Source organism: Nonomuraea sp. NPDC049309 (assembly GCF_043196965.1).
In the GTDB taxonomy this organism is placed as follows: Bacteria; Actinomycetota; Actinomycetes; order Streptosporangiales; family Streptosporangiaceae; genus Nonomuraea; species Nonomuraea fastidiosa.
This window is the reverse complement of record NZ_JBICSH010000003.1, coordinates 718,585-743,588: the sequence shown is the minus strand read 5'-3', so window position 1 is coordinate 743,588 and position 25,004 is coordinate 718,585. Positions and strand designations below refer to the sequence as shown.

Below are 25,004 nucleotides of genomic sequence, written 5' to 3'. Positions count from 1 at the left end.
GTCTAGCCGCTCCGCGCCTCACGTAACCACGGCGAGAGCGGCTTTACAGCCGGAATAAGCAGCGGGTATACGACCTAATCGTCGGTGGCGACGTAACCGATGATGCCGCGCAGCTTCTCCACCGGGATGGCCCCGCGCCGCAGCAGGCGGGGGACGGCGGTGGTGAGGTCGAGGATGGTGGACGGGGTGTTGTCGGTGCTCTTGCCGCCGTCGAGGTAGACCTCGATGGCGTCGCCGAGCTGCTCTTCGGCCTCGTCGACGGTGGTGGCGGCGGGCGAGCCCGACCGGTTGGCGCTGGAGACGGCCATCGGCCCGGTCTCCTTGAGCAGGTCGAGCGCGACCGGGTGGAGCGGCATGCGTACGGCGACCGTCCCCTTGGTGTCGCCCAGGTCCCACGACAGGGCCCTGTTGGCCTTGCAGATGAGCGTCAGCGGCCCGGGCCAGAAGGCGTCGATGAGGTCCTGCCCGTACGGCCCGAGGTCGTCGACGAGTGCGGTGGCCGCGCGTACGGTGCCGACGAGCACCGGCGGCGGCATGTCACGCCCGCGTCCCTTGGCCTCGAGCAGCTTGGCGACCGCCTCCGGTGTGAAGGCGTCGGCGCCGATGCCGTAGACGGTGTCGGTGGGCAGCACCAGCAGGTCGCCGCGGCGCACGGCGGCCGCGGCCTCCATCAGCCCGATCTGCCGCTGGTCCGGATCGGAGCAGTCGAAACGTCGTCCCACGGTTGGTATGCCTCGCTCCGCTCAGCGGTGAACGGCGCTGACGAGGCGCCCTCCTTCCTCCACGTACGGTCGCCGCGGCATCCAGGCGGCCAGGAGCGGGCAGCGCCGTTTGGCCTGCATCCTAGTCCTGGCCCAGCCTGGCCGTGACGAAGCGGTCTCGTCTGGTGAGGTCCTGCCGCAGGCGGACGTCGCGCCAGCCGTGATCCTCGGGGAACGTCAGGTAGACGGCCCTGCCCTGCTCGTCGGCGTGCTCCACGGCGACCCAGCCGCCGGGCCGCAGCAGCCGGCGCGCGGTGCGCTCGACGGCGCGGATCTCGCCGAGGCCGTCCTCGCCGGAGCCGTAGAGCGCCCGGGAGGGGTCGTAGTCGCGCACTTCGGGGTCGCGCGGGATGGAGCCCGGCGGGATGTAGGGCGGGTTGGAGATGACGAGGTCGACCTTGCCGTTGAGCTCGGGCAGCGCCTCTGCGAGGTCTTCGGGGTGCAGGTGGGTGCGCCCCTGGCCGAGCTCGGAGATGTTGCGCTTGGCCCACGTGTACGCCTCGGGGTCGACCTCCACGGCGTGCACCTCGGCCAGCGCCACCTCCTGGGCGATGGACAGCGCGATGGCGCCCGAGCCGGTGCCGAGGTCGACGACGAGGGGCGCGGTGACGTCCATCGCGCGCAGCGTCTCGATGGCCCAGCCGACCATCACCTCGGTCTCGGGGCGCGGCACGAACACGCCGGGGCCGACCGCCAGCTCCAGGTAGCGGAAGTAGGCGTGACCGGTGATGTGCTGCAGGGGCTCACGGGCCTCGCGCCTGGCGATGCCCTCCCAGAACAGCGCGTCGAAATCGGAGTCTTTGACGGTGTGCAGCTCGCTTCTGCGCACACCGTGGACGAATGCCGCGATCTCCTCTGCGTCGGTGCGCGGCGAAGGAACGCCTGCCTCGGCGAGCCGGGCGGTGGCGAGCGCGATCTCGTCCAGCAGCAGTGTCATGAGTGTTGTGCGAGCTTCTCCGCCATCTCGGCGTCGATGAGGGCCTGAGTGACGGCGTGGAGTTCGCCGTCGAGAACCTGGTCGAGGTTATACGCCTTGAAGCCGACGCGGTGGTCGGAGATGCGGTTTTCCGGGAAGTTGTAGGTGCGGACGCGCTCGGAGCGGTCGACGGTGCGGACCTGCGACTTGCGCTCCGCCTGGGCGGCGGCCTCCGCCTCCTCCTGGGCCATGGCGAGCAGCCGGGCGCGCAGGATGCGCATGGCCGACTCCTTGTTCTGGAGCTGGCTCTTTTCGTTCTGGCAGGAGACGACGACGCCGGTGGGGATGTGGGTGATGCGGACCGCGGAGTCGGTGGTGTTGACGCTCTGACCGCCGGGCCCGCTTGAGCGGTAGACGTCGATGCGCAGATCGTTGGGGTCGATCTGGACGTCGACCTCCTCGGCCTCCGGGTAGACGAGCACACCCGCCGCGCTGGTGTGGATGCGGCCCTGCGACTCGGTGACGGGCACCCGCTGCACGCGGTGGACGCCGCCTTCGTACTTCAGCCTGGACCACACGCCCTCGTCGCCCTTGGCGCGGATGCCGACCGTGACGTCCTTGTAGCCGCCGAGGTCGGACGGCTGGGCGTCGATGATCTCGGTCTTCCAGCCGAGCCGCTCGGCGTAGCGGAGGTACATCCGCAGCAGGTCGCCGGCGAACAGCGCGGACTCCTCGCCGCCCTCGCCCGCCTTGATCTCCATGATGATGTCCTTGTCATCGTTGGGATCGCGCGGGATGAGCAGGTGGCGCAGCCGCTCTTCGAGCTGCGGGATGCGGGCTTCGAGCTCGGCGGCCTCGGCCGCGAACGCCTCGTCCTCGCCGGCCAGCTCCTTGGCGGCCGTCAGGTCTTCGCGGACCGACTGAAGCTCGCGGTAGGTGGCGATGATGGGAGTGAGCTGGGAGTAGCGCTTGCCAAGCGTGCGGGCCTTGTGCTGGTCGGCGTGCACGGCGGGGTCGGCGAGCTGCGACTCCAGCTCGGAATACTCCTTGAGCAACTCGTCGAGGTTCACCGCGGGTCCTTCGTGTTTCGAGGTTCGGGCTTATCACCAACAACGCCGACCCGGCGCACGCGTGTGCGGCCGGGCCGGCGTACGTGGAGCTACTTGCCCGTGGACTTCTTGCCGAAGCGCTGCTCGAAACGGGCCACCCGGCCGCCGGTGTCGAGGATCTTCTGCTTGCCCGTGTAGAACGGGTGGCAGGCCGAGCACACGTCGGCGTGGATCACGCCGTTCTTGGCCGTGCTGCGGGTGACGAAGGTGTTGCCGCAGGAGCAGGAGACCTGCGTCACGTGGTAGTCAGGGTGGATGTCGGGCTTCATTGCTGTCCTTTCGGGGTGCGGCCGCCGGGTCGCCTTCACGCATGGCGTGAACCGGAGCCGCGAAATGGTCAGCTACCAGTGTGCCAGATCGTGAAACCATCCCAGGCCATCACGCATTCCCCACTCCCCTGATCAAGGCCGGATCACGGGGAAACGCGGGGAAACGCGGGGAGGAGCGCGGTGACCGGGCGGGGCGCCACGTGCGGCCCGATGGCGGGAACGTACGGAGACCGGCCGCGGGCGGGATCGCGTGCGGGCCGGTCCCGGACACGCGTGAGGGGTGGCGGTGGGCCCGCCACCCCTCACGACGCGCGCGCTATCCGCGGTCGTTGCTCACCGTGGTCGTCTGGACCTGCAGGAGGAACTCCGCGTTGGACTTGGTCTCCTTCATCTTCTCCAGGAGCAGCTCCAGCGCCTGCTGCATGTCGAGCGCGTGCAGCACCCTGCGCAGCTTCCAGACGATCTGCAGCTCCTCCTTGGCCATGAGGATCTCTTCCTTACGCGTGCCGGACGCGTCGACGTCGACCGCGGGGAAAATGCGCTTGTCGGCCAGGGACCGGTTGAGCTTGAGCTCCATGTTGCCGGTGCCCTTGAACTCTTCGAAGATGACCTCGTCCATCTTCGACCCGGTCTCGACCAGGGCCGTGGCGAGGATCGTCAGCGAGCCGCCGTTCTCGATGTTGCGGGCGGCGCCGAAGAAGCGCTTGGGCGGGTAGAGCGCCGTCGAGTCGACACCACCCGACAGGATGCGCCCGGACGCGGGGGCCGCGAGGTTGTACGCGCGGCCGAGCCGGGTGATCGAGTCGAGCAGCACGACGACGTCGTGGCCCAGCTCCACCAGGCGCTTGGCCCGCTCGATGGCGAGCTCGGCGACCGTGGTGTGGTCTTCGGCGGGACGGTCGAAGGTGGAGTGGATGACCTCGCCCTTGACCGACCGCTGCATGTCGGTGACCTCTTCAGGCCGCTCGTCCACGAGCACGACCATCAGGTGGCACTCGGGGTTGTTGCGGGTGATCGCGTTGGCGATCGCCTGCAGCACCATCGTCTTACCGGCCTTGGGCGGGGAGACGATGAGGCCGCGCTGGCCCTTGCCGATGGGCGAGACGAGGTCGATGATCCTCGTGGTGAGGACGTTGGGCTCGGTCTCGAGGCGCAGGCGCTCCTGCGGGTAGAGCGGCGTCAGCTTGTTGAAGTCGGGCCGGTTGCGGGCCTGCTCCGGGTCCATGCCGTTGACGGTGTCGAGGCGGACCAGGGCGTTGAACTTCTCGCGGCGCTCGCCCTCGCGCGGCTGGCGCACGGCGCCGGTGATGACGTCGCCCTTGCGCAGGCCGTGGCGGCGGATCTGGGAGAGCGAGACGTAGACGTCGTTGCTGCCGGGCAGGTAGCCGCTCGTCCTGACGAACGCGTAGTTGTCGAGGATGTCGAGGATGCCGGCGATCGGGATGAGGACGTCGTCCTCGTTGATGACGGGCTCGCCGCTGTCGTAGCGGTCGCGCCCGCGTCCGCGGTTGCGCTCCCTGAAACGTCCCCTGCGGCTGCGTCCGCTGCGCTCTTCCTCTTCGCCGCGCTGCTCGGTACGGTTGCCGGACTCGGCGGCCGCGGCGCGCTCGCGCTGGTCGCCGCGACCCCCATCGCGGCCTCCCTCGCTGCTGTTGCGCTCACCGTTGCGGTCGCCGTTCCGCTCGCCGCGCTCGCGGCGCTCGCCACGGCTGCGGCGCTCGCGCCTGCTCTCGCCGCGCTCGGAGCGCGACTCGCCCTGGCCGGCCTCGGCGGGCTGCGACTGCTGCTCTGCGACGGGCTCCGCCGGGGCCGCGGCGACCGGCTCCGGCGCGCTGGCGGCGGGCTCGGGCGCGGCTGCGGCGGGCTGCTGCGCGGGCTCTTCCGTGGTGGTCTTGGCGCGGGAACGTTCCCTGCGCGTACGGGTGGGTCGCTCCGCCGCTGGTGCCTCCGCAGGAGCCGCCGCGGGGGCCTCGGCCACCGTCGCGGCCTGCGCTGCGCCTTCTCCGGAACCGCCACCCTGCTTCTCCTGGATGGCCGCGATGAGCTGGCTCTTCCGCATGCGCCCGGTCCCGCTGATGCCCAGCTCCGCTGCGATCTTCTGCAGCTCGGGCAGCACCTTGGCGGACAGGCCGGTGCCGGAGCGACGCGCACGCGGCTTGGCCGCTGCGCGGGTGGGGGTGTCGCCGGACGCCGGCTCAGCGCCTGATGCGTCGGAGAGGAGTTCGGTGGTGTCGCTCAACTAAAAGGTCCTTCCCAGGGGTCGGGCGCCGGATTTGTTCTTCCGGGCGTCCCGGAGGTGCTTGCGATCCGGCGGGACAGACCGGGTCGGGGTGCACTCTGCGATCTTCGGCTGTCGCTTGAGACGGCCGCCACTCTTGGGGAGGGGTTCGTCAACGCCGCCGATGGCCCTTGGCGCGTGACTGACACCCCCCAGATTGCTGTCGCCAACCAGATGTCGAGATGATTCGAACGCGCAGGTCCCCGTCGTCGCCACCTCGCGTTGCGCCAACCGGGTGTGGGCCAACCGGAGGCAACGGATTCCGGGGAGACAGCCGCGCTGCCCACGCCTCGCGACGTGAAGCATGATGCAGCGATGTATGGCTGACAAGCACGCACCCACCAAGGGGGCATCTGGTGCGGCTATCAGCCTAACATCACCAGCGCACACGGCTATTCCCTGAAGGTCTAAAGAGGTTTCAGCGTGTCTCGGGGAACTGAACGTTCGCACCGACCGGGTCGACGTCCATTTGCTGGATGTGCCAGTCATTACCCACTTCTGGCGCGATCAAATCCTGCGAATCCGATGACGAAAACGCAAGGACCGTGGGCCCCGCTCCCGAAACCACCGCGGGCACGCCCACTGCACGGAGACGTTCTACCAGATCCGCGCTCTGTCGCATGGCAGGCGCGCGGTATTGCTGATGGAGCCGATCTTCTGTGGCGGCGAGCAGCAGCCCGCGCTCTGGCCGCTGGGTGAGCGCCGCGATCAGCAGCGCGGCCCGGCCGGCGTTGAAGGAGGCGTCCTCGTGGGGCACGTCCTTCGGCAGCAGCCCCCGTGCGGCCTCCGTGGACAGCCGCGTCGAAGGGACGCAGACCACCGGACGGATGCCCTGGTCAGGGACCAGTTTCAGCCTATGCGGCCGCCCGGTGTGGTCGGACCACGCGATGGTCAGCCCGCCGGAAAGACAGGGCGCGACATTGTCGGGATGGCCTTCCATCTCCGTGGCCAGCGCATAGACGTCGTCGTCGCTCAGAGCGGCCCGCGGCAGGTCGGGACCTGCTAGGGCGCGCGCGGCGAGAATGCCGGCGCACACCGCCGCCGACGACGACCCGAGCCCCCGTGCGTGCGGGATGCGGTTACGGCAGTGCAGGCGTATGCCCTCCGGCTGGGGCACTCCCATGCGGTCGAACGCCACGCGCATGGCTTTGACGACCAGATGCCCCTCGCCGGTATCGACCTCCCCCGCTCCCTCTCCCTCCACGACGACGTGGACGCCGCGCTCCCCGGTGAGCGTGGCCGTGACCTCGTCGTGGAGGCTCAGCGCGAGCCCGAGCGCGTCGTAACCCGGCCCGAGGTTGGCCGACGTCGCGGGCACGCGGATGTCAACGGTCCTCATTCGTTCACTTTTCCTCGTAATCCCCCGTCAGGCGAGGTTGAGCGCCGCCGCGGCGGCGTGGACGTCGATGGGGATGACCACCGGCGCGGGCGCCCCCGAGATCGCCCAGTCCGGATCCTTGAGCCCGTTACCGGTGACGGTGCAGACGATGCGCTGCCCCGGCTCCACCATGCCCTGCGCGTGGGCGTGCAGCAACCCCGCTACGCTCGCGGCGGAAGCGAGCTCGACGAAGACGCCCTCTTCCTGCGCCAGCAGCTTGTACGCCGCCGCGATCTGCCGGTCGGTCACCGCCTGGATGACGCCGCCCGACTCGTCGCGGGCCGCGGTGGCCAGCGACCAGGACGCCGGGTTGCCGATGCGGATGGCGGTGGCGATCGTGTGGGGGTGGGACACGGGCGCGCCGTGCACGATCGGCGCGGCGCCGCTGGCCTGGAAGCCGAACATGCGCGGGCGCTTGGTGGCCACCCCGTCCTCGGCGTATTCGCAGTAGCCCATCCAGTAGGCCGAGATGTTGCCGGCGTTGCCGACGGGGATGCAGTGGATGTCGGGGGCGTCGCCGAGCGCGTCGACGATCTCGAACGCGGCGGTCTTCTGGCCCTGCAGCCGGAACGGGTTGACGGAGTTGACCAGCGCGATCGGATATTCGGACGACAGCTTGCGCGTCATCTCGAGGCAGTCGTCGAACGACCCCTCGACCTGCAGCAGCGTGGCGCCGTGCACGAGCGCCTGGGCCAGCTTGCCCATGGCGATCTTCCCCCGCGGCACCAGCACGGCGCAGGTCAGCCCGGCGCGCACGGCGTAGGCGGCGGCCGAGGCGGAGGTGTTGCCGGTGGAGGCGCAGATGACGGCCTTGGCCCCGTCTTCGACGGCCTTGCTGATGGCCATCGTCATGCCGCGGTCCTTGAAGCTGCCCGTCGGGTTGGCGCCCTCGACCTTCAGGTAGACCTCGCACCCGGTGAGCGCGGAGACGCGATGCGCGGGGACCAGCGGCGTGCCGCCTTCGAGCAGCGTGATGACGGGGGTCTTCGCGGTGACCGGAAGACGCTCGCGGTACTCCTCGATGAGGCCACGCCATGACCTGCTCATAGTGACTCCCTACCTGCGCTGTTGGGCACAGAGTGTACGGGGTGCCGGGGACGGTCGCGGAGCGGCGTCCACAGGTCGGACATCCGCCGTACTTCTGTATTGGACAGTCGCGCTATTCAGGAAATACGCAGCATCTCCCGATAAGGTCTCGGCCAGGGGGTCATGACCATGAACGCGCGTCCTGCTCTGCGGCAGAACGACTATTCACCGGTGTCGGCACCGCCGCTCGGCGCCTGGTCACCCGCCCTTTCCGTGAGCGTGGTCATCCCCGCGCGCGGAGGGCAGGACAAGCTCGACCTGACGCTGGCGGCGCTGGCGGCCCAGACGTATCCGGAGCACCTCATGGAGGTGCTGGTCGTCGACGACGGCAGCGACCCGCCCATCCGCCTGCCCGAGATCCGCCCGTTCAACACCCGCCTGGTACGGGTGCGCGACGGCTGGGGCATCTCGAACGCGGTCAACACCGGGGCGAAGGCCGCCGACGGCGAGATCATCCAGCGGCTCGACTCCGACATGGTGGCCTGCAAGGAGCACATCGAGGCGCTGGCGCGCTGGCATCACGTGACCGACTACCTGGTCACGATCGGCATGAAGAAGTTCGTCGACGCGCCTCCCGTCACCCCTGAGCAGGTCTTCCGGGCGGGACACCTGGGAGAGCTGTTCGATCTGGAGACGGCGGTGGCCAGCTCGACGGAGGCCACGATCGCCAAGACCGACGGCCTGCGCAAGAGCCGCAACCCGTACCACGTGTGCACCGGACCGACCTTCGCCCTTCCCAGGGAGGTCTTCCACGCCGTGGGCGGTCTCGACCCGACGGTCGCGCGCGGCGAGGACACCGAGTTCTCCTACCGGCTGGCCATGCACGGCGTGGTCTTCATCCCCGACATGGACGCCCAGGCCGTGCATCTTGGACTGCCGTCGCAGCACCGCGACAGGGAGCGCGCGGTGCGGGCGGTGGAGCCGTACCTGGCGCACCGCATCCCGCTCCGCCGCGACCTGCGCAAGGAGCCGGGACGGCGGTGGCTGGTGCCGTATGTGGAGATCGTGTACGACATAGCGGGCGCCTCGGAGCAGCAGGTGCGGCAGGCGGTGTCCGCCGCGCTGGACGGCAAGCTGCAGGACGTCGTGGTGACGCTGGTAGGGCCGTGGTCGCGGCTGGCCGGCGGGCGTCACTCGCTGTCCGACCCGGACTTCGAGCCGCGGCTGCTGCGGGATCTGTTCGCGCACGACGAACGCATCAGGCTCATCGACGAGGCCGCGCCTTCGCCCGCGCCGATCCCGTTCCGCTACCGGGGCCCGGTGGACGTGCCGCTGCACCGGGTGACGCTGGAGCGCATGATCGAGTCGGTGCAGAAGGACCTGACCGGGGTGCTGGTCGTGGACCTGCCCGGCGGTCGCACGGCCCGGCTGGAGCGCACCTCGGCGCTGGGCCGGGCGCTGCTGCTCACCGGCGGAGGCGCGGTCGTGGACGGCGCCGACGGCGTGACCGACCTGAGCGGCGTCGACGACGTCGACAAGATCATCGAGGTCACGCACGGCGTACGGCACGAGCCGCCCGACCGCTTCTGGCCCGCACCCAAGCAGCCCGGCCAGCCGAAACAGCCCGCCCAGGCGCAGCGGTCCGGGCAGGCCGAGCAGCCTGGTCAGGGCGGCGCGGCCCCGTCGCCCGCGCCGAAGGCCGGTGCGCAGGCTCCGAGCGCGCCGCCGCAGAAACGGCTGCTGCGCCGCATCAAGTCGGCCCTCCGCAACACCTGACCGCACCCGCGGAAGGCCCGGCCCGCCAGCCGGGCCGAGGCCGCGGTCTCGGCGCCGTCCCGCGTGACGGCGGTCAGCGTTCGCGGCGCAGGGCGCGTCTGAACGTCGTCGAGACGATCGAGCGCAGGTTCTTCCTGGCCCGGTCGGCGGCGGCGAGGCGGCGGCGCAGCGTGCCGATCTCCCGCCGCAGCGTGCCGACCTCGCGCCGCAGCTCCACGGCCGACTTGCGCCAGTTGCCCGCCTCGTCGCGCCACTTGGCGACCTGCGCCCGCAGCCGCTCGGTCTCCTTGCGCAGCCTGGCCGCCTCCTCCAGCGCGGCCAGCCGCTCCTTGTACGCGCCGCGCCGCCCCTGCGGCGGCTCGGCCTCGGCGGCGAAGCCGTAGGAGGCGCCGTCGACCCAGAGCACGCCCGCGACGTCGTCCACCACGTCGTCGAGGTCCTCGCCCGCCTCGGCGACGATGCGGGCCCTGGCGAAGGCGGAGGTGCGTTCGAGGCGGGCCGCGACGACGCCGTCGGCGGACTCGTCGAGCAGCACGTTCACCAGCCCGAGCCCCTGCTCGCGGGCGAGGTCGAGGAGCCGGGCGAGGGTGTCGTCGCCGGGGACCCACCCGGCGGGCAGGCGCAGCGTGTACGGCACGGCGGGGTCGGGCTCAGCCGCGGTGACCAGGCGTACGCGGCCCTCGTGCCGGTAGTGGCCCTCGGTGAGCACCAGGTCGAGCGACGGGTCCTTGAGCGGGGCGCGGCGGTCGCGTTCGAGGGTGTCCCAGGGGCCGGTGAGCAGCACGGACACGTCGGGCACCGTGCCGGCGAGCAGCGCGTCCACGGTGGCGCGCACCGCGTCGTAGCCGGGCGCGGCGTCGACGACGGCGGTGACGTACGGCACCTTCCACTGCCGCCCCGGATGCCCGCGCAGCCACCGGTAGGCGGGGATGCGGTCGGCGACGAACGCGTGGCTGACCCGGTCGATGGGCGCCTTGTCGCGCATGCGCATGGTCGGCCCGATGTGGTAGGCGCGGGCGGCCGGCTCGGGGACGAAGACCGCGCCCGCCTGCCACAGCCGGTAGCCCATCTCGGTGTCCTGGCCGAGCACCAGGTCGTCGTCCATCGGCCCGGCGGCCTTGATGAGCGCGGCGTTGACGGAGGTCGCGCCGCCCACGTGGAGGCTGAACGGGCGCTGCGGGTTGTCGGTGAGCCCGTCGGTGCGCTCGACGAGGTCGACCAGCCAGGAGTGCGGCTCGGCGGGCTCGAAGGCCGCTTCGAGGTCGTCGGGCAGCTCGGCGGGCAGGGGCGCCTCGGTGAAGCGCAGGTAGCCGGTGACGGAGAGGTAGGGGGCGGCGTGGTGCCAGCGCATGTGCGCCTCGAGCGCACCGGGGGTGAGCAGCACGTCGGAGTCGAGCCAGTGGATCACTTCGCCGGTGGCGGCGGCCAGGCCGGCGTTGCGGGCGGCGGCGCGTCCCGGCTGCTCGCAGCGTACGATCCTGGTCAGCTCGGGCCGTTCGCCGCGCAGGCGCAGCGGCGGCCGGCTGCCGTTGTCGACGACGATGACCTCGGTGAGCGTGTCGGGGTAGGTCTGCCTGGCGAGGGCGGCGAGCACCAGGTCGAGCTTGTCCTGGCCGCCGTAGGCGGGGACGACGACGCTGACCGTGAGCCGCGGGTCGAGCGGTTCTTCGAGGGTGAGCGCGCGGTAGTCGTTGCCGCGTACGCGGGGGATCACGCGGCTTCCATCAGCAGGCTCGGGCGGAAGCCCCGCCACTGGTTGGCGGCCACCTTGACGAAGTGGGCCAGCGGAAGCTGCCAGGTGTGGTCGCGGCTGAGCCCGCGGCGCAGCATGTAGCCCAGGCCGTGGGTGCGGTAGATGGTGGCGTCGGCGCTCTTGGCCTTCTTGAGGAATTCGAGATCGACGGCCCGGGGCAGCGCGGGGAATCCGCCTATGTCGTGGAACTTCGACCGGGACACCATGATCGTGCCGCCCGCCACGTGGTCGGAGTAGACCTCGCTCGGGTAGCTCGCCCCGCTCGCGAACGTCGTGCGCCTGATCGTCGCCTCCAGCGGCTCCAGGTAGAAGAACTCGGCCGTGGTGCCCACCACGTCGGCCTTCGCGTACGTCATCGCCATGAACAGGTCGGCCAGGTGGCGGGGGCCGTACCAGTCGTCGTCGTCCCACTTCGCCACATAGTCGCCCTCGGCCTTCGCCGCCGCCCGGTTGAGCACCTCGCCGAACGGCACCGAGTCGTCCACCTCCACCCAGCGCACGGGCAGCGAGCAGGACTCGGCCGCCTCGCGCACCTCGTCGAAGGCCACCCCGTGCAGGCCGAGCACCACCTCGGCGGTGACGTCGCGCTGCCGCTCCATCTGCGCGAGCGCGGCGCCCACCAGCGCGGGCCGCTTGGTCGCCATGACGATGCTGACGGAGGGCGCGGACACCGGGTGCGCCAGGCGGCGCAGGCGTACGCTGTGCTCCTCGCGCCGCAGGTCGGCCAGCGAGCGCGGGGTGCCGTCGGCGGGGTGTGCGAGCCAGTCGCGGTCGGTGAGCAGCGCGGCGAGGTCGGCGGGCACCCACGCGGGCGCGGACGCGGCGGTCAGCGGCACGCCGGCGGCGGCCAGCCGCATGAGCCCGTCGAGCGGCACCTGCTCGTCCGGCCACTCGACCTCCAGGCCGCGCAGCGGGCGCAGGGCGGGCACGTCGGGCGGCCCGCCGTCGACCGCCCACTCGCCGCTCGCGCCGCCGTCACCGGCGGCCCAGTGGAGGCGGGCCAGCCCCTTCTCCGGCGTACGCGCGAAGCCACAGGGGGTCTCTGACATCGCTGGGTGCTCCTCGGGCACGGGTACGGAACGGCGCCTACCTTACGCCCGTTTCGCCGCCGATCTGACGCTTACTCCCCCTCGCGCGGCTCAGCTCGGGTCGTCGCCCTCCACGCGCATCACGCTGGCCACCGCGCGGACGATGTCGAGCTCGCGCAGCTCCTCCATGGTCGCCGAGAGCGCGGCGTCGGTGGCGCGGTGGGTGACGATGACGAGTTGGGCGTCGTCGCCGCGGCCCTCCTGGCGGACGGTCTGGATGGACACGTCGTGCTTGGCGAACAGCTCGGCCACCCGGGCCAGCACGCCCGGCTTGTCGGCGACGTCGAGCGCGACGTGGCAGCGCGTGACGGTCTCGCCCATGGGGTGGACGGTCAGCTCGGCATAGGTGGACTCCTCGGGGCCGCGGGTGCCGGCCAGGCGGTTACGGCCGACGGCCACCAGGTCGCCGAGCACGGCCGACGCGGTGGGCGCGCCGCCCGCGCCCTTGCCGTAGAACATGAGCTGGCCCGCCGACTCGGCCTCGACGAAGACCGCGTTGTACGCCTCGCGCACCCCGGCGAGCGGGTGGGTCCGCGGGATCATCGCCGGGTGCACCCGCACGCCGAACGAGCGGCCGTCGTCGGAGCGGGCGCAGATGGCGAGCAGCTTGATGACGTAGCCCATGGCCTTGGCGGAGGCGACGTCGGTGGCGGTGATCTCGGTGATGCCCTCGCGGTGGACCTGCTCGGCCCGCACCCGGCTGTGGAAGGCGAGCGAGGCGAGGATGGCGGCCTTGGCGGCGGCGTCGAAGCCCTCGACGTCGGCGGTCGGGTCGGCCTCGGCGTAGCCGAGCGTCTGCGCCTCCTCCAGCGCGTCGGTGAACGAGGCGCCGGTGGTGTCCATCTTGTCGAGGATGTAGTTGGTGGTGCCGTTGACGATGCCGAGCACCCGCGTGACGTGGTCGCCGGCCAGCGACTCGCGCAGCGGGCGCAGCAGCGGGATGGCCCCGGCGACGCTGGCTTCGAAGTACAGGTCGCCGTTGCCGGCCCTGGCCGCCTCGTGGAGGGTGGCGCCGTCCTCGGCGAGCAGCGCCTTGTTGGCGGTGACCACGCTCTTGCCCCGGGACAGGGCGGAGACGATGAGCGAACGGGCCGGCTCGATGCCGCCGATGACCTCCACGACGATGTCGATGTCGTCGCGGGTCACCAGCGACTCGGCGTCGGTGGTGAGCAGCGCGGGGTCGATCTCGACGTCGCGCTTGCGGCCGAGCCTGCGCACGGCCACCCCGGCGAGCTCGAGCGGCGCCCCGACGCGGGCGGCCAGGTCGGCGGCCTGCTCGTGCATGAGCCTGATGACCTGGGAGCCGACGACGCCGCAGCCCAGCAGAGCCACCTTCAGCGGTTTCACAGCTGCCCCCTCAACAGGTCTTCTTCGGTCTCGCCCCGCACGATCACGCGCGAGGTTCCGCCCGAGACGGCCACCACGGCGGGTCTGGGCAGGTAGTTGTAGTTGCTGGCAAGCGAGCGGCAGTAGGCGCCGGTGGCGGCCACCGCGATGAGGTCGCCTGGCGCGAGGTCGGACGGCAGGTGGAAGTCGCGCACGATGATGTCGCCGCTCTCGCAGTGCTTGCCGACCAGGCGGCTCAGCATCGGCGGGGCGTCGCTCGAGCGGCTGGCCAGCACGGCGGTGTACTCGGCGCCGTAGAGCGCGGTGCGGACGTTGTCGCTCATGCCGCCGTCGATGCTCACGTACGTGCGCAGGCCCTCGACGTCCTTGATGGTGCCGACCTCGTAGAGCGTGATGCCGCCGGGGCCGACGATGGTGCGGCCGGGCTCGACGGTGAGGCGCGGCACGGGCAGCCCGGCGTCGGTGCAGACCTTGGTGACGATCTCGCGCAGCCCGTCGGCCAGCTCCTTGATGTCGGGGGCGTCGTCGTCGTCGACGTACGCGATGCCGTAGCCGCCGCCGAGGTCGAGCTCGGGCAGCACGACGCCGTGCTCCTCCTTGATCTGCACGAGCAGGCCGGCCAGCCGCCGCGCGGCGACCTCGAACCCGGCCGTGTCGACGATCTGGGAGCCGATGTGGGAGTGCAGCCCGACGAGCTGGAGCTGGGGCAGGGCGAGGATCCTGCGCACGGCCTCGGCCGCGGCCCCCGAGCTGAGCGACAGCCCGAACTTCTGGTCGTCGTGGGCCGTGGCGATGAACTCGTGGGTGTGGGCCTCGACGCCGGTGGTCACCCTGACCATGACCTTGGGCCGCTTGCCGTGCTGCTCGGCGAGGTAGCCGAGGCGGGCGATCTCGTCGAAGGAGTCGACGACGATGATGCCGACGCCGGCCTCCAGCGCCCTGGTCAGCTCGGCGGTGGACTTGTTGTTGCCGTGCATGGTGATGCGCTCGGGCGGGAAGCCGACGCTGAGCGCGACGGCCAGCTCGCCGTTGCTCGCGACGTCGAGGCCGAGGCCCTCGTCGATGAGCCAGCGCACGATCTCCTTGCACAGGAACGCCTTGCCCGCGTAGTGGACCTCGGAGCCGGCGAAGGCCGTGGCGTAGTCGCGCATGCGCGAGCGCACGTCGTCCTCGTCGATGACGTAGAGCGGGGTGCCGTGCTCGCGGGCCAGGTCGCGTACGTCCACCCCGCCCACGGTCAGCGCCCCGTCGGTCCGGCTCGACGTTCGGGGCCAGATCGCGGGGTTGATCCGGTTGAGGTCGGCGGGCGCCTGCGGCGGGCGCTCCTGGGGCAGCATCTCGGCGTGCCGGTCCCCTGCGGGATGGGCGAATCGACTCACCCGATCGAGGCTATCGGAAGCGCAAGTAAGCCATGACCCTGTGACCACGTATCGAGACGCGATCAAGGTCTGGCAGGGTAATTTTTACTCTTTTTCGCCGTTTTACCGGATATTTTCTACTCACAGGCGGTCCGGGCCTGGAAGCACGATCCTTACCACATCCGCGACCCGCACCCTCGCGGCGTGCTCGGGCCCGGCCTCCTCGTCCCCCACGGGCACAGCGGGCGCGCGCTCGTGCGCGTCGTGGTAGGCCAGCGCCAGCCGCAGCAGGTACGCCTCCCACCCCGGATCCCTGCTCCTCCGCCGCCCCGGCAACTCGGCCAGCACCCTGAGCACCCGCCGGTGCGCCGGATCGCCGGGCACGCCCGCCGTACCCCTCGGCACCCCGAGATCGGCGGCCCACCGCGACACGGCGCACGCCCGCACGCGCGCGTAACGCACGACGAAGCCCGGGTTGTCCCAGGTGCGGGGGAAGTCGGGCCAGGACGGCTCATGCGGCACCGGCGCCGCCTCGACCAGCTCGAACGGGTCGTCGACGACGATGCGCAGGAACCCGTTGCGCCGCACCTCGACGGCGGCGACGCCGGCGATCGCGCGCACCCGGGCGGCCAGGTCCCCGGGCGGCATCCGGCGGCGCAGCGCGGCCGCGGAGACGTAGCCGAACTCGCGCTCCCACGTGCCGTCGGGCGCGGGCGGCTCGCCCAGCGCGGCGGCCAGCTCATCGAGCGTCATCGCGACGACCTTACGCGAGCAGAGCGCGGCCAGGCCCGCTGCCGCGCGGCCCGGCCGGCGCGCGGGTCAGATGAGGGCGTGCGGCTCGGCGGAGCCGTACTCGACGAGGTGAGCCGCGCCCAGCAGCCAGCGGTCCTCGTCGCGCACCCGCACGTACCCGAACCGGTCGGCCGAGAAGACCTTGACGCCGTCGGTACGGCACTGCCGCATGAGCACCTCGTCCCAGCCCTCGGTCAGGTCGGCGAAGCGCAGCTCGCGCATGGCGTTACGGCGGGCGAGCAGGGTGCCGCCGGTGATCTCGGGCAGGTAGGTGTACTCGGCCTCCGGCTGCTTGAGCAGCGTGGCCTGCGGCTTGCGCAGGTGGGCGTAGAAGGCGGCCTTGCCGACGATGTCGGCGGTCGTGAACAGGAACGCCCTGCGCAGGTCGGACAGGTAGTGAGGGCCGTAGACGTCGCGCGGGTCCATGACCGCGACGAGGTCGGTCTCGCACAGGTCGAGCCCGGCGTTGAGCATCGCGCCCTCGGTCATGGACGGCGACGGGCGGCGGTAGACGACCTCCACCTCCGGCAGCAGGTCGCGGGCCCGCAGCTCGGCCTCCGGCGGCCCGATGACGATGAGCTGGTCGACGCCCGACTGCCGGGCGACCTGCGCGAGCGCGTGCTCCATCGTGAACGGGTCGCGGATCGGCAGCAGCACCGTGGTGTTGAGCGTGGGCCGCGCGCTGGGCAGGCCGATCGCGTCCAGCATCTCGTCGATGCGCTCGCTCATCGTGCCCATCGCGTACGCCCGCCGCAGCGCCACGTGCGCCCGCCGCGAGTCCGGCTCGGTGCCGATGGGCGTGCCGCAGGCGGCGATCTCGGCGAGCCGCCACTGCGGGGTGCCCGGCGGGCAGTCGGCGGCGGCCGGCCAGCGGTAGGAGGTCAGCACGTCGGGGTACGACAGGTGCTCGGGCAGGAGCTGGTCGAGCGTGAGCACGCGGTCGATGCGGCCGCCGGACAGCGGCAGCGGGTTGTGCACCCTGGGCTGCACCCCGAACTGCAGGCGCGGCCAGGCCACGGTCAGGTCGGCGGTGAAGCGGTGCTCGAACAGGTCGGCCGCCGCCGCGTACGCCGACACGTCGCCCTTGGTGTGCCAGAAGACCGTGCGGATGCCGCGCTCGGCGCACCAGGCGAGCAGCGCCTTGAGCCCCTCGCCGGGCTCGCCGATGATCTCCTCGGCCCACGGGCCCTGCGTGACCGACTCCACGACGAGCAGGTGCGGCACCTCCAGCGGGAGCACCCTGGCGAAGTCGCGGGGCGTGAAGCCGGTGGTCTGCCGCCACTCGTAGCGCAGCAGCGCCTCGGCGTGCGGGTCGGCGATCACCGCGGCGGTCAGGTGCGGCCGGGTGTTGGGGCCGGTGGGGACGCGGAACGGCTTGAGCTTGAACGAGGTGCCTTCGAGCGTCCTGGTGGACGTGGTCGCCTGGTAGGCGGCGCCGGGACGCTCCTCCTTGGGCTTGCCGGCGGTGGTGGCCACCGGCTTGCGCTTGGGCGCCGTCGGGCGCTTGACCGGCTTGGCCGCGCCCTTGATGCCCTTGGCCAGGCGTACCGGGTTGCTCTTGCCGCTCTTGATGGCGTCGCCCAGCCGGTTCCAGCGGGCGACCTTGATCGACGAGAGCTTCCAGTTGGCCACCTCGGCCTGGAAGCGCTGCTCGGCCAGCTCCTTGCGCAGCTTGTCGGCGGCGGCCTGCTCGGCCGCGAGCCGTTCCTCCGTCTCGCTGAGCTTCTCGGCGAGCGCGTCCGCCTGCGCGGCGCGCTCCTCGGCCGCGGCCAGCTTGGCCTGGGCGTCGTCCAGCAGCCTGGCCAGCTCGGCGGCACGCTCGGCCTGCGCGATCGCGTCGCGCAACGCCCGGCGCGTACTCTCCAGCTCAGTCGACAAACCGGACCTCCACTCTCTCAGCCCGGCAAAGGATACTCTTTTGCGGGAAGCGTCTCGAAGGGATGAGATCCGGTGCAGTTCAACGTACGACCCTATGTCTGCGGCGCTCTCGGCCGGATCGATACCGCCCTGCTCGGCAAGCTGACCGCCGCGGGGCCGAAGGTCTGGCCGGCGTTGCAGTCGGACGAGGCCGCGCTGTTCAGCTCCACTCCGCTGCCGCCGTACCACAGGTCCGGCGAGGCGTACGCGTTCGCCTGGGGCGAGCGCCGGCCGAAGACGGCCGAGGAGGACTGGATCACGGTCGCCGAGACGTACGAGACGCCCGGACTGATCGGCGACGACCGCCGGGTGGCGCTGCACACGGGCGGGCTCGGCCTGGTGGACGTCTACTACGTGCGCCTGGACGACGCGGTCTACTTCTCGTCGCTCATCCAGCCGCTGCTCACCCTGGTGCCCATCGCGATCGACTGGTCGGCGTGGGCCTCGATCCTGCAGGTGACGTTCCCGCTGGGCGAGGCGACGCCGTACACGGAGGTCAAACGGCTGCCGGGGGCGAGCGCGCTGGTGTGGGAGCACGGCAGGCTCACCACCGAGCGGCGGCTGCCGCGCTGGCTGCGCACGGAGCCCTATGAGCGGTGGATCAGCCCCCAGGAGATCGTCGACCTGCTCGATCACGTCTACTCCGAGTACGACGGCCGCCCGCTGCTGGTGCCGGTGAGCGGCGGCTACGACTCGCGGCTGCTGGCCAGCGTGGCCAAGGCCAGGGGCGCGGACGTCGAGTCGTGGACGACCAGCCCCGACGACGGCACCGACACCGACATCGACTTCGCCAGGGCGATCACCAGGGAGCTGGGCATCCCGCACCGGGTGATCCCGCAGGACCCGGCCTCCTACCCGTCCGACGCGATGGAGGTGGCGCGCAGGCTGGAGTACCTGACGCCGCACCACGCCTGGTACGCCCCCTTCGCCAAGGAGGTGCACGGCGCGGGCCGGATCCTGGTGGACGGCCTGGCGGGCGGGCCGCTGCTGAAGAACTTCATGGTCAGCGGAGCCGCGCTGGAGGCGAGGACGCAGGCCGAGCGGTCGGCGGCGGTGCTGGACTCGCTCTCGCTGGGCCGGCCCTCGCAGCCGTTCCTGTCGAAGGCGGCGGCGCAGTGGATGGAGGAGACCGTACGCGAGCAGTTCCTCGCGACGACCTCCATGTTCCACGGCCACCGGGCGGAGCTGCCGCTGTCGGTGCTGCACACCAGGACCGTGCGGGGCATCGCGCGCTCGGCAGTGAACCTGGTGGGGCCCGAGGCGTCGTTCCTGGCGCCGTTCATCCACCCGGAGTTCTTCGACGCGGCGCTGTCGGTGGGGGTGACCCGCAAGCACCAGGGCAAGTTCTACCGCGAGGTGCTGCACGCCGCCAACCCGAGGGTGGCCGCTCTGCCCTCGACGAACGTGATCAAGCAACCGCTCAGGAGGGTGCCGCTGCGATCGGCGGCGGCTCCCGCCCGGAGCTACTCGCACCGGATGCTGGAGGTTCTGGCCGACCGGATACCGGCCCTGCTGTCGGACGAGATGCACGAGGTGATCGCCGGTGGTCCCGACGCTCTGACCAGGTTCAACGGGTGGAACGACCGGTTCTGGGTGCGCGGTCTTGTGCTGTTCGGCCTCTGGCTGAGCGACTTCGAGAACGACCTCTCGGACCTCGCGCCACCTTTTTAGTGAACTCTGGGTAACAGGGCGATTACATACGGATCTCTCGGGTATTAACGGTCGCACAGCAGAAGCGGGTTCCGGAGAGCCAACGGGCTGGTAGTGTTCGGCCCGTAAGCGCCGCAACAAACGGGCACCAGATCACAAATCCGGTCCCGTCAAGGGCAGTGGGGATCGCAGGGATGACGACCCCACGCGGCGCGGTCACCAACTAACAACGCCGGGGCAACCGGTGACTTCGTCCTGCCCACATCTCTTCCTGTGAGCGACATCATGATCAACGCATCCCCAACGCCGGAGCCGGTCTCCGAGGACTTCATCTCGGAGGATCCGCTCTGGTACAAGCGGGCGGTGTTTTACGAGGTTCTCGTCCGGGGGTTCAAGGACTCCAACGGCGACGGGACCGGTGACCTTCGCGGTCTCATCGAGAAGCTTGACTATCTCAAGTGGCTCGGTGTGGACTGCCTGTGGTTGCTGCCGTTGTACGAGTCGCCGCTGCGCGACGGCGGTTATGACATCTCGGACTACATGAAGATCCTTCCGGACTTCGGAGACCTGGGGGACTTCGTACAGCTGGTCGAGGCCGCCCACAGCCGCGGCCTGCGGATCATCACGGACCTCGTGATGAACCACACCAGCGACCGGCATCCTTGGTTCCAGGCGTCCCGGCATGACCCCGAAGGGCCGTACGGCGACTTCTACGTGTGGGCCGACCACCCCGGCGGCTACCCCGACGCGCCGATCATCTTCGTCGGTGCCGAGGAGTCCAACTGGACGTACGACCCGGTGCGCAAGCAGTACTACTGGCACCGTTTCTTCCACCACCAGCCGGACCTGAACTATGACAACCCGGCGGTGCAGGAGGCCATGCTGGAGGTCCTGCGGTTCTGGCTGGACCTCGGCATCGACGGCTTCCGCCTGGACGCGGTGCCGTACCTGTTCGAGCGCGAGGGCACGGCCTGCGCCGGGCTGCCGGAGACGCACGCGTACCTGAAGAAGATCCGGGCCGAGGTGGACCGCCTCTACCCCGACCGCGTGCTGCTCGCCGAGGCCAACGGCTGGCCCGAGGACGTCGTGGAGTACTTCGGCGACCCGACCACGGGCGGCGACGAGTGCCACATGGCGTTCCACTTCCCGCTGATGCCGCGCATCTACATGGCGGTGAAGAAGGAGACCCGCGAGCCGATCTCCGAGATCATGTCCCGCACCCCCAAGCTGCCCGAGAACGGCCAGTGGGGCATCTTCCTGCGCAACCACGACGAGCTGACGCTCGAGACGGTGACCGAGGAAGAGCGCGACTACATGCACAAGGAGTACGCCAAGGACCCGCGCATGCGGGCCTACCTCGGCATCCGGCGGCGCCTGGCTCCGCTGCTCGACAACGACCGGGACCGGATCGAGCTGTTCACGGCGCTGCTGCTGTCGCTGCCCGGCTCGCCGATCATCTACTACGGCGACGAGATCGGCATGGGCGACAACATCTGGCTGGAGGACCGCGACTCGGTCCGCACGCCGATGCAGTGGAGCCCCGACCGCAACGCCGGCTTCTCCACCGCCGACCCCGGCCGCCTCTACCTGCCCGCGGTCATGGACCCGATCTACGGGTACCAGGCGGTCAACGTGGAGGCCCAGCAGCGGCACGAGGGGTCGCTGCTGCACTTCACCCGCAGGATGCTGGCCATCAGGCGGCAGCACCCGGTCTTCGGCGTGGGGGCGTACACGGAGATGTGGTCGTCCAACCCGTGCGTGCTGACGTACGTGCGCGAGGACGGCGACGACGTGATGCTGTGCGTCAACAACCTGTCGAAGTTCCCGCAGCCGGTGGAGCTGGACCTGCGCCGCTTCGAGGGCTGGATCCCGGTCGAGGCGCGCGGCGGCGTGCAGTTCCCGCGCATCGGGGAGCTGCCGTACCTGCTCACGCTGCCGGGGCACGGCTTCTACTGGTTCGCCCTCAAGAAGGACGAGCAGACCGAGCAGGCCGCCCAGAGCTCGCAGAGCGAGCAGGCCGGGCAGCCGAAGGGTGAGCTGGAGACGGTCAGCGAGAAGTGATCGGCACCTGGGCACGGGCCGCACGGCGCGCAGGGATCAGCGCGACCGCAAGGGCCGTGCCCACCGCCACCAGCACGGTCACCGCCAGCGTCAGCGGCGACGGCGCGCGGCCGATGCCCGCGCCGACGCCGCTGTTGTGGCCCTGAAGGTCGATCAGGCCGGTGACGACGCTGACCCCCGCCGCCGCGCCCGCGCCCACGCCGAGCACGACCAGCAGGCCCGTGCCGGTCACCAGCGTGGCCATGACCTGGCGCGGGGTCAGCCCCATGGCCTTGAGCACGGCCAGGTCGAAGGCGTGGTCGCGCAGGCCGAGGGCGCTGGCGGTGAGCAGGTTGGCCAGGCCGATGAGGGCCAGCACGGCGATCATCAACACGATCACCACACGGATGATCGACAGCCGGTCCGCCGGGTTGACGGCCATCTGCACATCGAGGCTCTCCCCCGACTCCGCGAGCAGCCTCCCCCGCACCTCTCCGGGGTCGGCCCCGGGCTTGAGCGCCAGCGCGTAGTACTCGGGCGGCACGGAGTCCTTGGCCGCCAGGCTGTCGATGCCGACCGAGAGCACCTCGCCGTCCTGCTCGGGCTCGACGGTCCTGCCGACGATCCTGACGATCAGCGGGGTGCCGCCCACCGTGAGCCGCACCCGGTCGCCGATCTTGACGCCCAGCAGGTCGAGCAGGCCCTGGCCGGCCACGGCCTCGCCCTGGCGGTCGTACATGCGGCCCTCGACCACCGGGAACGGGTAGGGGTCGGTGGAGCTGCCGATCGCCCGCACCCTGACCGAGCGGGCCTCACCGGGGGCGAGCGCGTTGACGTCGGTGCCCGCGTAGACGGCGCTGACGTCGCGGTCCTGCCGGGCCAGCCGCTCGGCCGCGGCCGGCTCCATCTTCCCCGGGCGCACGTAGAGCGCGGCGTGCTGGCCCACCTGTTCGGGGTGGGCCAGGAAGTTGTCCAGCGTGGCCCACACGCCGAGCCCGATGGTGATCATCATCATCGGCACGGCGAGCCCGAACGCCGTCAGGAACGCGGGCACCCTGCGGGTGAAGGCGTCGCGGGTGCCCAGCACGAGGGCGGGCGGGAGGCGTACGAGGAGGGCCAGGCGGGCCAGCCTGGACAGGCGGCCCTGGGGCGGCGCGGCGGGCGCGGCGGGGATCGGCGGCGTGCGGCCGCCCCGCCAGGCCGGCACGCCGACGGCGGCCAGCACGAGCAGGGCCGTGCCCGCGACGATGGCCAGCACGGGCACGGGCGCCACGGACGTGGGACCGAGCACGGCGACCATCAGCGCCCAGCCCGCGACCGTGCCGACGGCCACGCCGAGCAGGCCGAGCGCGCCGTGCTCGACCAGGAGCAGCAGCGCGATCTGACCTCTGGTGAAGCCCATGGACTTGAGCGTGGCGAGGTCGCGCAGCTGGCCGAGCACCCGGCCGCCGGCGGCGTTGGCCAGCGCGAGCGCGGCGGCCACGATGCCCACCACGCCGAAGAGCGCGAGCAGCGTGCCCAGCAGCCGGTTGTCCAGCTCCATGGCGGCGCGGACCTCGCGCCAGGTGTAGACGCGCTGGAGGCGGTCCTCGAGCATGACCACGACGCGCTGGGAGACCACCTGGGAGGCCTCCGGGTCGTCCAGGCGCAGCCCGGTCACCCATTCGCTGCGGCCCAGCATGGGCTCGATGCGGTCCAGCATGAGCGGCAGCACGTACGCCAGGCCCGGCGTCCACTCGGGGTAGAAGCCCTGCTCGGCGGAGTCGGCGATGCCGCGTACGTACAGGGTGTGGCGCTTGCCGCTGAGCGCGATGATCGTCAGCGGGGCGCCGATGCGCAGCCCGAGCGACTCGGCGAAGGAGCGCTCGACCACCACCCCGTCGGGCTGGGACGGATCGAGCCACCTGCCTTCGGAGACCACGGGGTGCGAGACGGCGGGCGGCTTGGCCGGCATGGCGCGCAGCGAGGCCGGCTCCTTCTTGCCGTCCTGCGCCACGGTGACGGGCGCCGACCGGTAGGGGCCCGCGATCCGGGTGACGCCGTCGATGCCGCCCAGGGCGGCCGGGGGGCTGTCCTTGGTGTAGAGCCACACGTGCGCGCCGTCGGTCTGGGCGAACAGGCTGCGCCACGGGTTCGTGCCCTCTTCGAGCAGGGTCGCCGCGGTGATCAGCGCGGCGACGATGCCGGCCACGACCAGCACGGTCAGCGCGGCCTGGCCCTTCCTCGCCCGCAGATCGGCCCTGATCCACCGGCTTCCGGCCAGTGTCGCGCTCATCGGAGGTCGATCACCTCGCCCGCGGTGCGGGTGCGGCGGCGGGCGATGCGGCCGTCGTCGACGATCTCGCCGTCGAACAGCGACACCACCCGGTCGGCGAGGCTCGCCACGCGGGCGTCGTGGGTGACCATGACGATGGTCTGTCCCTCCTTGTGGACCTTGCTGAGCAGGTTGAGCACGTCACGGGTGTTGCGGCTGTCGAGGTTGCCCGTGGGCTCGTCGGCCAGCAGCAGGCTCGGCTGGTTGGCCAGCGCCCTGGCGAGCGCGACCCGCTGCTGCTCACCGCCGGAGAGCTGGGCGGGCGCGGCGTCGGCCTTGTCGCTGAGGTTGAGCGCGGTCAGCAGGCTCTCGCGGCGCTCGCGCGCGACCTTGGGCGAGGCCCCGGCCAGCAGCGCGGGCAGCTCGACGTTGTCGCCGACGGTCATGTTGGCGACCAGGTTGAAGAACTGGAAGACGAAACCGATCTTCTTGCGTCGCAGCAGCGCCCAGGCGCTCTCCGAGAGCGTGTCGACGCGCTTGCCGTCGAGCCAGATCTCCCCGCTCGTCCGCGCGTCGAGCCCGCCCAGCATGTGGACGAGCGTGGACTTCCCCGAGCCCGACGGCCCCATGATCGCGACGAACTCGCCGGAGTCGACCTGGAGGTCCACCCCGCGCACCGCGGGGACCGGCACCGCGCCATCCTGGTAGATTTTGACCAGATTGACCGTTTTTACAACCGAGCTCATGCCAGATCCTCCTGGCACCTCTCGAGCCAGTCAAGATCCGCCTGCAGATGCAGCATGGCTCCTTCGATGAGCAGCATCGCCACGCGGTCCGTCGGCGAGGTGGCGGCCAGGAGGTCGTTGAGATCGCTCATGAGTGACAGATAGTGGCGGCGCTGGCGGTTGATCAGGACCATCCGGTCGGCGATGCCGGTGAGGGGGGCGAGCACGAGCTTCATGAAGAACTCGTCGCGCACCCGGGGACCCTCGGTCGGCTCGTCGACCCAGGCCTCCAGCACCTCTCGGCCCTTGGCGGTCAGATAGTAGACCTTCTTGTTGGGCCGGTTGGACTGCTCGACGTCGACCGACCGGACCAGGCCGTCCTTCTCCAGCCTGCCGAGGGTGACGTAGATCTGCCCGATGTTGGGGGAGGGATAGGCACTGCCGAAGGTCTGCTCCAGTGCCTGTTTGAGCTCGTAGCCGTGAGCCGGCTCTTTGGCCAGGAGCGCCAGCAGGTGAAGCCGCACCGCCACCTCCCCGCGTCCTGTTACGTAGGCGTTACGAAGCAAT

The 25,004-nt window shown here is 71.1% G+C and carries 19 protein-coding genes; 3 read left to right on the top strand and 16 right to left on the bottom strand.

From position 1 onward, the window contains the following. Window positions 1–74: 74 nt before the first annotated feature. From ACGFIM_RS23990 to thrC, 7 genes are all read right to left on the bottom strand, one after another. Window positions 75–722, bottom strand: a complete 648-nt coding sequence (locus tag ACGFIM_RS23990; RefSeq protein WP_393203730.1) for an L-threonylcarbamoyladenylate synthase — start codon at window positions 720–722, stop codon at window positions 75–77. A gap of 121 nt (window positions 723–843) precedes the next feature. Further along, window positions 844–1,698: a peptide chain release factor N(5)-glutamine methyltransferase gene (prmC, locus tag ACGFIM_RS23985; protein WP_393203728.1), complete on the bottom strand. Its 855-nt coding sequence runs from the start codon at window positions 1,696–1,698 to the stop codon at window positions 844–846. Next, window positions 1,695–2,747 (bottom strand): peptide chain release factor 1, encoded by a 1,053-nt coding sequence (gene prfA / locus ACGFIM_RS23980; RefSeq protein WP_393203726.1) that lies wholly within the window; start codon window positions 2,745–2,747, stop codon window positions 1,695–1,697. The genes prmC and prfA overlap by 4 nt, the downstream gene beginning before the upstream one ends. Window positions 2,748–2,836: 89 nt before the next feature. Continuing rightward, entirely contained in the window at window positions 2,837–3,055 is a 219-nt protein-coding gene (rpmE, locus tag ACGFIM_RS23975; protein WP_364060932.1) for a 50S ribosomal protein L31, read from the bottom strand. A gap of 316 nt (window positions 3,056–3,371) precedes the next feature. Continuing rightward, window positions 3,372–5,294: a transcription termination factor Rho gene (gene rho / locus ACGFIM_RS23970; RefSeq protein ID WP_393203724.1), complete on the bottom strand. Its 1,923-nt coding sequence runs from the start codon at window positions 5,292–5,294 to the stop codon at window positions 3,372–3,374. A 457-nt stretch (window positions 5,295–5,751) separates the two neighbouring features. After that, a complete protein-coding gene (gene thrB, locus ACGFIM_RS23965) occupies window positions 5,752–6,672 on the bottom strand; it encodes a homoserine kinase (RefSeq protein ID WP_393203722.1) in 921 nt (306 codons plus the stop codon). A gap of 27 nt (window positions 6,673–6,699) precedes the next feature. Next, window positions 6,700–7,758: a threonine synthase gene (thrC, locus tag ACGFIM_RS23960; protein ID WP_393203720.1), complete on the bottom strand. Its 1,059-nt coding sequence runs from the start codon at window positions 7,756–7,758 to the stop codon at window positions 6,700–6,702. Between the two features lie 168 nt (window positions 7,759–7,926). On the opposite strand from thrC, the gene ACGFIM_RS23955 reads away from it, so the two are divergent. After that, entirely contained in the window at window positions 7,927–9,513 is a 1,587-nt protein-coding gene (locus ACGFIM_RS23955; RefSeq protein WP_393203719.1) for a glycosyltransferase, read from the top strand. A 73-nt stretch (window positions 9,514–9,586) separates the two neighbouring features. Here ACGFIM_RS23955 and ACGFIM_RS23950 read toward each other — a convergent pair whose 3' ends face one another. The 6 genes from ACGFIM_RS23950 to ACGFIM_RS23925 all read right to left on the bottom strand — a co-directional run bounded on the left by ACGFIM_RS23950 (window position 9,587) and on the right by ACGFIM_RS23925 (window position 17,729). Continuing rightward, a complete protein-coding gene (locus ACGFIM_RS23950; RefSeq protein WP_393203717.1) occupies window positions 9,587–11,227 on the bottom strand; it encodes a glycosyltransferase family 2 protein in 1,641 nt (546 codons plus the stop codon). Next, window positions 11,224–12,315, bottom strand: a complete 1,092-nt coding sequence (locus tag ACGFIM_RS23945) for a glycosyltransferase family 2 protein (protein ID WP_393203715.1) — start codon at window positions 12,313–12,315, stop codon at window positions 11,224–11,226. Before ACGFIM_RS23945 ends, ACGFIM_RS23950 begins: the two co-directional genes overlap by 4 nt. Window positions 12,316–12,405: 90 nt before the next feature. After that, window positions 12,406–13,701 carry a homoserine dehydrogenase gene (locus ACGFIM_RS23940; RefSeq protein WP_393203713.1) on the bottom strand — a complete coding sequence of 432 codons (1,296 nt, stop codon included), beginning with the start codon at window positions 13,699–13,701 and terminating at the stop codon, window positions 12,406–12,408. Continuing rightward, the gene (gene lysA / locus ACGFIM_RS23935; RefSeq protein WP_393203712.1) at window positions 13,698–15,080 is read right to left on the bottom strand and encodes a diaminopimelate decarboxylase; all 1,383 of its coding nucleotides are present in this window, start codon (window positions 15,078–15,080) and stop codon (window positions 13,698–13,700) included. Before lysA ends, ACGFIM_RS23940 begins: the two co-directional genes overlap by 4 nt. 120 nt (window positions 15,081–15,200) lie before the next feature. Further along, the gene (locus tag ACGFIM_RS23930) at window positions 15,201–15,812 is read right to left on the bottom strand and encodes an anticodon-binding protein (RefSeq protein WP_393203710.1); all 612 of its coding nucleotides are present in this window, start codon (window positions 15,810–15,812) and stop codon (window positions 15,201–15,203) included. Window positions 15,813–15,878: 66 nt separating this feature from the next. Then, on the bottom strand, window positions 15,879–17,729 hold the full coding sequence (locus ACGFIM_RS23925) for a hypothetical protein (protein WP_393203708.1): 1,851 nt from the start codon (window positions 17,727–17,729) through the stop codon (window positions 15,879–15,881). A gap of 72 nt (window positions 17,730–17,801) precedes the next feature. On the opposite strand from ACGFIM_RS23925, the gene ACGFIM_RS23920 reads away from it, so the two are divergent. Continuing rightward, window positions 17,802–19,439 (top strand): asparagine synthetase B family protein, encoded by a 1,638-nt coding sequence (locus ACGFIM_RS23920; protein WP_393203706.1) that lies wholly within the window; start codon window positions 17,802–17,804, stop codon window positions 19,437–19,439. A 264-nt stretch (window positions 19,440–19,703) separates the two neighbouring features. Continuing rightward, window positions 19,704–21,479, top strand: coding sequence for a maltose alpha-D-glucosyltransferase (gene treS / locus ACGFIM_RS23915; RefSeq protein WP_393204176.1), 1,776 nt, complete (start codon window positions 19,704–19,706; stop codon window positions 21,477–21,479). Here treS and ACGFIM_RS23910 read toward each other — a convergent pair. From ACGFIM_RS23910 to ACGFIM_RS23900, 3 genes are read right to left on the bottom strand one after another with little or no spacing between them, the layout of a single operon-like run. Continuing rightward, entirely contained in the window at window positions 21,466–23,733 is a 2,268-nt protein-coding gene (locus ACGFIM_RS23910) for an FtsX-like permease family protein (RefSeq protein ID WP_393203704.1), read from the bottom strand. The two genes, treS and ACGFIM_RS23910, sit on opposite strands and share 14 nt — an antisense overlap. Next, window positions 23,730–24,458: an ABC transporter ATP-binding protein gene (locus tag ACGFIM_RS23905; RefSeq protein WP_393203702.1), complete on the bottom strand. Its 729-nt coding sequence runs from the start codon at window positions 24,456–24,458 to the stop codon at window positions 23,730–23,732. Before ACGFIM_RS23905 ends, ACGFIM_RS23910 begins: the two co-directional genes overlap by 4 nt. Then, entirely contained in the window at window positions 24,455–24,961 is a 507-nt protein-coding gene (locus ACGFIM_RS23900; RefSeq protein WP_364060889.1) for a PadR family transcriptional regulator, read from the bottom strand. The genes ACGFIM_RS23905 and ACGFIM_RS23900 overlap by 4 nt, the downstream gene beginning before the upstream one ends. Window positions 24,962–25,004: the final 43 nt, after the last annotated feature.

Bases quoted from the DNA above. Each gene is read 5' to 3' on its own strand.
- prmC (WP_393203728.1), bottom strand. From the start codon at position 1,698: ATGACACTGCTGCTGGACGAGATCGCGCTCGCCACCGCCCGGCTCGCC.
- rpmE (WP_364060932.1), bottom strand. From the start codon at position 3,055: ATGAAGCCCGACATCCACCCTGACTACCACGTGACGCAGGTCTCCTGC.
- thrB (WP_393203722.1), bottom strand. From the start codon at position 6,672: ATGAGGACCGTTGACATCCGCGTGCCCGCGACGTCGGCCAACCTCGGG.
- thrC (WP_393203720.1), bottom strand. From the start codon at position 7,758: ATGAGCAGGTCATGGCGTGGCCTCATCGAGGAGTACCGCGAGCGTCTT.
- ACGFIM_RS23955 (WP_393203719.1), top strand. From the start codon at position 7,927: ATGAACGCGCGTCCTGCTCTGCGGCAGAACGACTATTCACCGGTGTCG.
- ACGFIM_RS23945 (WP_393203715.1), bottom strand. From the start codon at position 12,315: ATGTCAGAGACCCCCTGTGGCTTCGCGCGTACGCCGGAGAAGGGGCTG.
- ACGFIM_RS23930 (WP_393203710.1), bottom strand. From the start codon at position 15,812: ATGACGCTCGATGAGCTGGCCGCCGCGCTGGGCGAGCCGCCCGCGCCC.
- treS (WP_393204176.1), top strand. From the start codon at position 19,704: ATGATCAACGCATCCCCAACGCCGGAGCCGGTCTCCGAGGACTTCATC.
- ACGFIM_RS23910 (WP_393203704.1), bottom strand. From the start codon at position 23,733: ATGAGCGCGACACTGGCCGGAAGCCGGTGGATCAGGGCCGATCTGCGG.
- ACGFIM_RS23905 (WP_393203702.1), bottom strand. From the start codon at position 24,458: ATGAGCTCGGTTGTAAAAACGGTCAATCTGGTCAAAATCTACCAGGAT.